Source organism: Acanthopleuribacter pedis, from assembly GCF_017377855.1.
GTDB lineage: Bacteria > Acidobacteriota > Holophagae > Acanthopleuribacterales > Acanthopleuribacteraceae > Acanthopleuribacter > Acanthopleuribacter pedis.
In genome coordinates this window covers 18,252-29,690 of record NZ_JAFREP010000043.1, presented here as the reverse complement: position 1 = coordinate 29,690, position 11,439 = coordinate 18,252, and the positions used below count along the sequence as shown (strand labels likewise).

Annotated in this window: 2 protein-coding genes; both read right to left on the bottom strand. The window is 60.2% G+C overall.

The window, feature by feature from the left end:
• Positions 1–96 precede the first annotated feature (96 nt).
• A complete protein-coding gene (locus tag J3U88_RS30285) occupies positions 97–7,191 on the bottom strand; it encodes a type I polyketide synthase (protein WP_207862764.1) in 7,095 nt (2,364 codons plus the stop codon).
• Positions 7,192–7,843: 652 nt separating this feature from the next.
• Entirely contained in the window at positions 7,844–10,702 is a 2,859-nt protein-coding gene (locus J3U88_RS30280; protein ID WP_207862763.1) for a TonB-dependent receptor, read from the bottom strand.
• Positions 10,703–11,439 lie beyond the last annotated feature (737 nt).

Genomic DNA, 11,439 nt, shown 5'->3' with positions numbered 1-11,439 from the left:
ACGGGGTGGGCCGGCACCGCGCCGGCCCTGGCCCGCATTTCTCACAAGGAATTCTGCTACGAAGCCTGGTGAGCGGTGCGGGCGGGGGAGCCGTGCTTACTGCATGCTCTCTGGTTGGGCGCACATCAACACGACTTGCGTGTCGTCGGCGTGGCCGTGACTGAGTTCGTTCATGAAGGCGCTGACCCCGGAATCGATGGGGATCAGGCCGATGCCGCGACGGTGGTACTCGCGTTCCAGTTCGGGGGAAACCATGCCTTGACCGGCCCAGGGTCCCCAGTTAATGGAAACCACGCGGCCCTGGATGCGGGTCTGCAAGGCGTGGGCGATTTTGTCGAGGACGTCGTTGGCGGCGGCGTAATCGACCTGGCCGCGGTTGCCGAAGGCGCCGGCAACGGAGCTGAAGAACACGACGAAGCGGGTTTCGGCGCGTAATTTCTTGGCGAGGACCAGCGCGCCGAAGACCTTGGTGTCGAAGACCCGTTCGAAACTCGCCGCCGTTTTGTGGCGCAGGAGTTTGTCCTCGACCACGCCCGCGCCGTGAATGACGCCTTCGATGTGGCCGTGGTGGTCGTAAACGCCGTCGATGAAGGTCTCGAAGGCCGCGTGATCGCGGACGTCGAGCGCGTGGTAACGCACCGCGCTGCCGCAGCTTTCCATCGCCGCCAGGTTGCGCCGCATCTCCCGTTGGGCCAGGATGCGGTTGGCCGCGCGTTCGATTTCCGCCGGCGACTTTTTGCCGCCGTGCTGGATCAGCGCCTTGCGCAGGGCGCGCAGGTCTTCGGCGTCAACCGTGGCCGGATCTTCGTCGTAGGTCGGCCAGGGTGAGCGGCCCACCAGTTCCATTTTGCAGCCGTATTGCCGCGCCAGCTCCAGCGCGATTTTGGCTGTAATCCCGCGCGCCCCGCCCGTGATCACCACCACGCTGTCCTTGTCCAGTTGCAGCTTGCCGACGCGTTTCGTCATCTCCGCGTCCAGGCGCGCCTCAATCAGTTTGACCGCGCGGCGTTCGCCCGCTTTGTAGGCGACCTCCGTCAGCGGGTTGTCCGCCAAAAGTTCGCCTTCCAAGTAATTGGCCAGGTGCTCCAAGCTCTCGGCCGGGTCCAGGTCGACCCAGTGGGTGCGAATCTCCGGCAGTTCTTTGGCCACGGTTTTGATCAGGCCCGCCAAACCACCGCCGCGTTCGTAACCCACCGTTTCGGCACCGCGCTCGCGGTAGTGGCCGAAAGCGCCGCCGAGGCCGCCGGCCGCCAGCAGGTAGCCGGCGCCGCCCGCGAGCAGGGTTTGCATCATGGTAAAAAAGGTTTTGACATCGGCCACGTCCGCCCGCGGTGCCAGACCCCCCAGGTGGATCAGGCCGTCGACTTTGCCGAATTCGGCACCCGCCGCGTCATTTAAATTAATGATGCGGACGCGGGCGTCGTGGTTTTGCAGGCGGACCGCCAGCAGCGGGGCGAGGCCCAGCGTGTCGTCTGTGATCAAGAAGTGTTTGTCCTTGAGCAGGAAATCGCCTTTGACGACCTGGGGTGCTTGGTCCAGAGTGAGAATGAACCGCGACACTTCCGAGAGGCTCGGCATCGGCGCCGTTTCTTCAACCACCTGGGTTTTGGTCGCCTCGGTTTTGGTTTCGCGGCCTTGTTCCAGCCAGGTGACGATGGCGCGCAGGGTTTTCATTGCCGCCAGCGATTCCACCAGCGCGTCCTGGTCCTCGCCGACCGTGGAGAATCCCGCTTTCTCAGCCAACTCACCGACGATCTCCAAACGTTTGATGGAATCAATCGAGAGGTCGGCTTCCAGGTCGAGGTCCAGTTCCAACACGTCTTCCGGGTAACCCGTGCGTTCACTGACGATTTCGAGCAACAGTTGCTGCATGTTTTGTTGCGGTGCCGTTTCCGCTTGCGTCGCGGGGGCCGGCTCTTCTGCTTCCGGCAAGACCTCTTCCAGCCAGGCCAACATCGCGCGCAGCGTTTTTTGCGCCGCCAAGGTTTCCATCATCGCGTCGTTGTCGCCTTCCGCCAGACTGTCGTGGAGACCCAGCTGTTCCGCCAACTCGCCGATGATTTCGATGCGTTTGATCGAGTCAATCGAGAGATCGGCCTCCAGATCGAGGTCCAGGTCGAGCATGTCCTCCGGGTAACCGGTGCGGTCGGCCACAATCGCGAGCAGCGTTTTGGGGACGTCGCGTTTGACCGGGGCCGCGGTTGCTTCAGCCAGTTCCACCGCATCGGCGATGGTCGGGCCGACCGGTAACAGGCTGGGTTGCGCCGCGGGGCCCATGGTGATCGGATCGAGCGGGGCGATGAAGGCTGTGTCGTGGGCGACACTTGGCATGGGCGGCATGTTTGCGCCGAGATACTGCGACATCACCTGGCGACCGGCTTGAACCATTTCGCGAACGCCCTGCAGGTAGGTTAAGACGGCTTGGTCGCGCTCAACCGCCGTCGGCATTGGCGCTTGGGGCGTCGCCATGCCCAGTTGCAGCGGCGCGTCCAGCAGCTTGAGCGCATGGGGCGGTTGCTTGCCTTTGAGGGGACGGGCGATTTGGCCGTTGACCATCCAGGTCGCCGCGTGCAGACGGGGGACCGCCGCGTCCAGGTCGATTGCTGTAGCACCGCGTTCGCGTAAGATCGCGCCCGGGTCAACCGCGTGGCCCTGCGCCGCCAGTTGTGCCAGCGTGTCGAGCAGGCGCGAGAGGCCTTGGCCTTCCGTGGTTAGGCTGAGGTGCGGTTGGTCGCGCAGGATGCGTTGCGTCAGTTGCGACAACACCCCGCCCGGTCCTACTTCCACGAAGCAGCGCACGCCGTCGCGGTACATGTTTTCGATTTGGGTTTGGAACAGCACCGGGCTCACCAGGTGGCGTGCCAGCGTTTCGCGGATCGCCTCCGCATCCGGGGCGTGGGGTTCCGCCGTTAGGTTGGCGTAAACCGCTTTGCGTGGCGCCGCGAACGCGGTTTGGTTGAGGTGTTCGCCAAACATTGCTTCCGCCGCCGCCAGGACCGGGCTGTGGAAGGCGCAGGCGACCGGGATTTTTTTGCAGCTTAAACCCGCCTCTTCCAAGCGAATCATCGCTTTTTCAACCGCCACCGTCGGCCCGGAGATCACCGTTTGGCGTGGACTGTTGTGGTTGGCCGCGACCACCATGTCGAGGTCCGCGATGTGTGGTTCAACCGCGCCCGCCTGGGCTTTGACCGCGGCCATGATGCCGGGATCGCCGGGTGCCGCCGCCAGCATGCTCGCGGCACGGGCTTTCGAAAGGGGAACCAGGTCGTCGAGGTGGAGGGAACCCGCCGCGCACAGTGCCGTTAATTCGCCATAGCTATGGCCCGCGCAGGCGTCCGGTTGCAGGCCGAAGCGCTGCAAAATGTGGTGGGTCAACATTCCCGCCAGGCCGAGCAGCGGTTGGGCGACACGGGTGTCCGTGATCGCTTGTTGTTGTCGCTTGCGGTCTTCCGGCTTGTAGGCCTTGGCCGGGAACCAGGTCGCCGCCAAATCCTCGGCGCGGTCCGCGATGCTTTGGCATTCGGGGAAGGCGACCAGCAGGTCGTTGACCATGTGCGGCCGCTGGCTGCCTTGGCCGGGAAACAGGAAGGCGATTTTGCCGTTGACCTGGCCCGCGTATGGGTACACCTGTTGGTGCGAAACACCGTCGCAGACCGCGCCCAGTTTGTGGTCCAGGTCGGTTTTGTCCTTGGCCGCGAAAGCGAACCACACGGGTTGTTTGCCGTCGCCGTTGGCGGTCAGGCTTAAATCACGCAAGCTTACCTGGCTATCCAAGGTGGCGAAGGGCCGTAATTTGGCCGCGAGCGCCTGGGCCGCTTGGCGGGTCTCGCCGCGCAGCAGGAAGAGTTCGTGGGACCATTGTTCGTAACCCAAGGCCGCACCCGCGGTTGGGGCTTCGCTCAGGACCGCGTGGAAATTGGTGCCGCCGAAGCCGAAAGCGCTGACCGCGCCGATGCGGTCCTTGCCTTGCCAGGGACGGGCTTCGCTTTCCAAGCGGAACGGGCTTGGCGCCGCGCCGTAAATCGGGTTGGGTCGTTCCACGTGGTTGGTGGGTGGCAAAATACGGTGGTGCAGTGCTTTGGCCACTTTGATCAGGCCCGCCAGACCTGCCGCACATTTGGTGTGACCGATTTGGCTTTTGACCGAACCCAGCGTACAGGCGCCCGGCAACGCGCCCGCTTCCGTGAAGACCTCGGTCAGTGTTTGCATTTCCGTGCGGTCGCCGACCACCGTGCCCGTGCCGTGCGCTTCCACCAAGCCGACCTTGCCCGCCGGTAAACCGGCCGCGCGGTAAGCCCGCTCCAGGGTGCGTTTCTGGCCTTCCTTGCGGGGTGCCGTGAGGCCCAGGCTTTTGCCGTCCGAGGCGCCCGCGATGCCGTTGAGTACCGCGTAGACCCGGTCGCCGTCGCGTTGGGCGTCCGACAATCGTTTTAAAACCACCACCGCAACGCCTTCGCCCAAGACGATGCCGTCCGCTTCGCTGTCGAAGGAACGGCAGCGGCCCTTGCGGGACAAGGCGTGCACGCTGGAGAACATTAAATAATCGTTGATGCTGTTGTGCAGGTCGGCACCGCCCGCCAACACCATGTCGCTGGTGCCCAGCACCAATTCTTTGGCCGCCAATTCAACCGCCGCCAGCGAGCTGGCGCAGGCCGCGTCGACCGTGTAGTTGGAACCGCCCAGGTCCAGGCGGTTGGCGATGCGGCCGGAAATCACGTTGGCCAACACGCCGGGGAAGGAGTCTTCCGTCAGGGTCGGCAGCGCCGCGTCCAGTTCCGCCGGTAGCTCGCCCAGGTAGTGTTTAAAAATGTTGCGGAACCCGTAGGCGCCCGCCAGGTCTGTGCCCGACTCCGCGCCGAAAATGACCGAGGTGCGTTCCCGTGCAAAGCGTTTGTCCGCGTAACCCGCGTCGGCCAGCGCGCGTTTGGCTACTTCCAACGCCAACAGTTGCGTCGGCTCAATCGCCGCCAGGGATTGCGGCGGGATGCCGTATTCCAGCGGGTTAAAGGGAATCTCGTCGATGAAACCGCCCCATTTACAGCCCGTTTTACCGTTGCTGCCCGTGCCTTGTGGATCGTAGTAATCTTCCACGCGCCAGCGATCCGCCGGGACTTCTCCCACCGCATCCTGGTTGTGAACGATGTTGTGCCAATAGCTGTCCAAATCCGGTGCTCCCGGATAAACACAGGCCATGCCGACAATCGCCAAGTCCTCGTGCTTGCGCGTGGCTTGCAGCGCGGGTGCCTGGCAGCGATCCAGCAAGGAAACGGCGCCGTCACACACGCCGGCGTGCAAGTCGGCCATGCTCTGGCGGGATTTCATCATGTGGGCGACCTGGCCGATCATGTACATGCCTTCGGTCAATTGGCGTTCGTGGTCCACGCTTACCAGTTCATCGCCCTGGCGTTCGATGCCTTTGCTGGCGATGCGCAATCGGCCGACGTTCAGTTGTTCCAGCGATTGCCAAATCGCTTGATCGTCGTGGTTTTTATCCTTGAGGCGCTGTTTCTCTTCTTCGAAGGCGTCCACAAACGGCGTGGCCAAACAGCGGGTGGCGTGGCCCGGTGCCGTTTCCAGCAGGGTTGTTTGCGCGTGTTCCAAAACCTGTTGTTGGTAGGTGCCCAGCACCGCACCGCTCGTGACCGCCTCGTGGGTGCCGATGTAGGCCGTGCCCATCAGCACCCCGATTTTGGCGCCGCGTGCCGCCAAGGGGGCCGTCATCGCCGCGACCATCGCCGCCGATTCCGCGTCGTGGATGCCGCCCGCGAACAACAAACGCAATTCAGCGCAATCCTCAAACGCCAGCAGGCGTTCGATCTGTTGTTCCCACAGCGGGAAACTCATGCGCGGGCCGACGTGCCCGCCGCACTCGCGGCCTTCAAATACGAAGCCGCGCGCACCGTCTTTTAAGAACATGTCCAGCAAACCCGGCGCGGGCACGTGCAGGTAGGTTTGGATGCCCATCTGTTCCAGGGAACGGGCTTGGGAGGGGCGCCCGCCCGCGATCAAAACCACCTTGGGTTGGAATTCGCGGATCAGCGCCAGATGGCAGTCGCGGATTTCGGCCGGGGCAAACCCCAAAATGCCGACGCCCCAACTGCGCTCGCCCAGCTTGGTTTTGGTTTCCTCCAACAAGCGGCGCGCCTGTTTCTCACGCATCAAAGAAAGCGCCAGGAACGGCAGCGCGCCGTTTTCCGCCACCGCCAACGCGAAATCGGCGTTGTCGCTGACGCGGGTCATCGGGCCCTGGGCAATGGGGTAGCGGGTTCCGTGGTGTTGCGCCAACGGGCCGTCTGCCGCCAGGGATTTCAGTGCCTGGGCCTGTTCGATGTGGCCCGTGATTGCCGTCGCCATCGCTTCCAAATAATCTTCGATGCGGCTGTAGCGGTTCGCCGCCCATTTGGCCAAGCCGATGTCTTGACCGAGCATGATGATGTCGGTGGCGGGATCCTCGGCGCCCAGGGCCGCGTAAAGTTGGTCGGCAGTGGTTGCTTGGGTGCCGTGCCCCGCCGTGCCCGGTTTGGCCAGGAAGCGAACCTGATCGACCACGCGTGTTTCGCCGCCGTCCAGGCCTTGTAACAGGCGGAACATCGCTTCGCTGTTAGCGCGTTCGGGGAACAGCGCGAGTTGGCTGTCGAGCACCACGCCCGTCCCGCCCGCCGCGACCACCGCGGCCGCCGTGTGGCGGCCGATGCCGCCCTGCACGTACAGTGGCAAACCGAGGGATGCGCGCAAAATGCGTTGAAATAAAATGTAGCTGCTTTCGCGGCCGATGAAGCCGCCGCTTTCGGCGCCTTTGGCGATCAGGCCGGCAATGCCGGATTCGGCCGCGCGTTTGGCCTCGCACAAGCTGGTGACCTGTACCAAGACGCGGTGTTGTTCACAGAGGGGGGCCAGTTCGGGGTGGTGTAAATCGGTAATGACCAAGCTTTGCGGGGCCAGATCGGTGCCCGTATCCAAAGGTGCGCGACCTGGGATGCGTACCGCGGTCGGCCGGCAGGTGGCGAGCGCGGTTTGTGCCGTCGTTTTGTTGTGGCCGCAGTCGAGTACCGCGGTTGCGTGCGGTGCCTGTTGTAAGACGCGGTAGAGTCGGGGATCGGGGCATTCAAAAGGGGTCATCGCCAGAATGGGTGGCAGCGAAGGCGAAGGGCTTTGTCGGTGAGCCATGGGTGGATTTTGTGCCGGAGCCATCTTGTTCTCTCCTCTTCTTTTGTCAGACGGTTTAAAACCAAGGGGGTGAACCGGTCGGGGGGCCGGTTGCACATCGGCGGCGGAAGTCGCCATGGCCGAATGAAGATGTGACAAAATATGTCAATAAATTCGCAAGAACGAGGTCGGTGCCAAAGCCGTCACGGGGTCGCCCTATTCCTCCGGTTTGGGTTCACCGGATCGGGGTGCACGGCGCTTGTTGGGAGATGCCGCGGTGCGTTACGGTGAAACGAGAAGCAGGTGTTGTGTGCAACCTGTGTTGTGTCGTGGGGCCTTGTTGAACTGAGCGCCATCTTAAAAGAGTGCTGCCCGGCCAGGGGCTGAAAATCAAGCTGAAAAGGACCCGTTTCAGCTTCTGAAAACGCTTTTCAGTAGGTGCAAAATATTGATAGTAAGCGCTTTGTGAAAATAGATCGGCCTGGGGTGAAAACCGCCTGCCTCACCTTGGCCGCGGTCTTATTTCCCGGTGAAATCGGCCGATTTGAGACGGGCTTGGCACCAAGTTCGGTCTGTTATCTAGTGTCGTGTCGCGGCGTGCGCCCATAAAAAAAGGCCGCCTTGCGGCGGCCTCGTGAAACCTGATGAGATGGATAAACCAAAAGCAACCACTACCAGGAGTAGGTTGCTCCTAAACTTACCAAGAGTAAGTTGCCTTGAATTGAATCGAACGGGGTGCTTGGCGGCTGAATGAGTCGCCGGTGAGGTTGTCGTTCAACAAGGTGATTTCGTCTTCGTTGAACAGGTTGAAGGCGTCCGCGGCCAGGCTGAGACGGCCGCCGCCCAAATCAACCAAGTACTCCAAACGGAAGTCCAAGGTGGAAACGTTGTCCAACTGTTGCGAACCACGCTGTTCCAGCAGGATCGGTTGCCCGGTGAGGCCGCCGATAAGGGAGGCGTCCAAGTCCACGCCGTCCGCCGTGAAGGTGTTGGCGGGGTTTACCGTGTAAACCTGGGCGTGGTATTCACCCGAACGCATGCGGTAGAAACCACTGACGCGGAAGTTCCACGGCAGTTCGGCGATAAACCGCAGCTTGTATTCCCATTCGCTGTAACCAGGCAGGTTGCCGGTTCCGTTGATTGCCTCGTTGGGATTCACGAAGGGATCGACGGAAATCCCCTGAACCTCTTCTTCACCGCTTACCGAATAGAAGTTACCCACGATGTCGCTGTTCACGATGGAGGCCTGCATGCTCCAGCCGTCACCCGAACCGTCCAAGGTCAGGTGAATTTGCTCCACTTCGCGGAAGGCATTGTTGTCGCTGGTCAGCACGAGGTCTTGGTTGAATCCTTCCGCCACCGGAACAAACAGGCTGGGCAGTTGGGTTACCGTGGTGCGGCTGACTTCTTGATCGTTCTGGTCCCGCGTAACCTGGGAAACCGTCACGTTGTCGTAACGCACGTAGTTGCTGTTGATGTTTTTGTCCGCCAGCACCAGGATGTTTTTATTTTCGCGGTCGATGTAGTTGAAACCCACCTTCCAACGTTCCAAAAACTGTTTCTCCAGCGCAATCACCAACTGATCCGTGTAGGCCTGCTCGTAGTTTTCGATGCGGCCGGTGGTTGGCGTATTGTCGCGCGTGCCGAAGGGCGTGAAGAATTGATCGCGGTTCTCCAAGGTGATCACCGTGTTGAGGTCCGGCAATTGCGTGCCAATCCATTGGAAAAACTCAATGACGTTGTCGCGGTTCAGGTTGGCGCCCGCCGTGCGTTGGTACTGGCTGGCGAACATGCCTTGGTAGTAACGGCCGTAATGGGCGCGGGCGACCAAGGTGTTGTCGCCGGACAGGTCGTAGGTCAGGCCGAAACGGGGTGCCACCGCAGAATCGGACAGCGTTTCAAAAGCGCCGCCGCCGTTGAAACCCGGCGTGATTTCGCCGTCCCAGCTGTTAAAGCGCAAACCGACGCTGATATCCAAGCGGTCACCGAGCTTAACCTCGTCTTGAATAAACAGTGCCGTGGTGGTGGTTTCCGCGTCGAGCCGTGTATCGCCGCCCCATTCCGAGAGGAGCGCGACCCAGGTGTTGAGATCTTCGACCCGGTTGGTGAACGCCTCGCCGGTTTGGAAATCCTCCAGCAGCGGACGCCAGGTGAAACCCCCGTTACGGGTGCTTTCGTTGAGGAAGCTACCCACGATGGATTCCGCGCCGATCTTTAACGTGTGGGTGCTGGAACCCACGTTAAAGAAGGCGTTGTACACACCGCGGACCGAGTTGTTTTTCAATTCACGGTTCACCCGAAAGGTCGAGTTAAAGCCGCGGAAGCCGGAACCACCGATTTCGATCGCCGCCGGACGGTCGCCGTTGATGGGGTCGCGATCGTCTTCCGCATCGTAACCGGTGAATTTGAGTTCCAAGAAGTTGCTGTTGCCGAAGATGTGGTTCCAAGACAGGTTGTAAATGAGGGCGGGTGAGGTTTGGTTAAATGCCGCGTTAGGGGTGGTTAGGTTGCTGAAACCGCGGTTGTCGGTTTCCAAATCGTCCAGGCTCAACACGAAATTCACCGTATCGAACTGGCCCACCTGCCAGGTTAACTTACTGTAAAGCTTGGTTTCCTGGCTCTCAATTTGGGTGTCGTAGAAGTTGATCTCCGTGTCTGAGTTGGGTGCCAACAGATTGACGACATTGATGTCGCGACGCTGTTGCTCAATCGAGAAAAAGTAGTACAACTTGTCACGAACCAGCGCACCGGATACGTCGGCGTTAAATTCCTGGAACGTATCGGTTTCGGAGCCGGTTTGACCGGGAACCAAATTGCTTGAATTCCATGATTCGCTTTCGAAAATCGCATGCACGTCACCGCTAAAGGTGTTGCTGCCGGACTTGGTGACGATGTTGACCAAGCCGCCTTGGAAGTTGCCGTATTCGGCACCGGCGCCCAAACCTTTGACCTGGAATTCTTTGATCCAGTTCACGTTTGGCAGCAGAAATGAACCGCCGAAACCGGTGGAGGTCACCGAAACACCGTCCAAGGTGTAGCTGTTGGCCTGATCACCTGAACCACCAAAGACGCCGCGCGTATCGGCGCCCGGTACAAAAGCCAGCAAGTCGTTGGCTGTGCGGGAAACCGGCAGCGCCTTGATCTCTTCAATATCCAACTGAAAGTTGGTTTCTGTGGTGGCGCGCTGAATCAGTTCGCGTGCCGCCGTTACCGTTAACGTCTGGTTGACGTTGGACGATTCGAGCAACATATCCACGATTTCGGTTTGAGTGGCGCTGACAAACACACCGGTTACTTTTTTGGTGGGTTTGTTTTCCGCGGTAAAGGTGAGTTCCCATTCGCCCGGTTGGAGAAACAGGATGCGGTACATGCCGATATCGTTGGTGAATGCGGCTTGTGGATAAGAGCCGTCGGGCTGCGTACATTTGACGGTAACCCCTTTGAGGGGTAAGCCGTTGCTGTCGATGACGATGCCCGAGATGGAGCCCGTTTCATTGGTCTGGGCGAAAAGGAGCGAACAGGAAAGGACGGCAAGAAAGAAGGCCTTTATCTTCATAGTGGAGCCTCTGTGATGCGGTGCAGAACGGTTGGTTTGTCATGGTAGGAAAAGATTAAAAACCTTATCGGACAAACGTCTCCGGTTCTTGAAGATTATCTGGTGTCTGTTGAATGGCGTGGGGATTTCCCACGTAAGAAGTGGGTACCTAGAAAAGGCTCAATGGATGGAATTAAGGTTGTTCGGGTTAAATGAGCCTAAAGTGGGTCTGGAGAACCGACGGAAAATGTGGTTTGTGTCATTGAATCAATGAATCTTGAATCATGAACCACCTTTACCGAGTGGTAGATCCTTCGTGGCGCCAGGCCGAGTTTTACCCTTGTCCGCCGCGTGGGCGGATTGGGTTGGTCGGCTTGCCAAGGACATGGGTATTTACCTCTGTTTGTGGGCCTCGTCAGGCCTGATCGTCCTTGTCTGGATTTGCTTGAAGGTTGCCGTTCACGTCGAACCGGACCCGCCCACCAAACCTGTTGGTGGAAGGTGGCCCGATGCAATTCGTTTTCGTGGTTAAGCTTGGTCCCTTCACCAAGGAAGCGAAAACGAAGGTTCGGCGTCGTGCAAAACTCCGGGAAGCGGTTTGTCATCAAACCCTTCCAAAGACGGGCATTGTAGGTAGCGGATGCAACTTCTACAACCCTTAACGCCGTGGGAACCCGCGTTTGATGAGTCCTCTCACGTTGTCGGTTTCTTTTAGTAATTTTTGCGTTCGTTTGACCAAAACGTTAATGTTGTTGGTT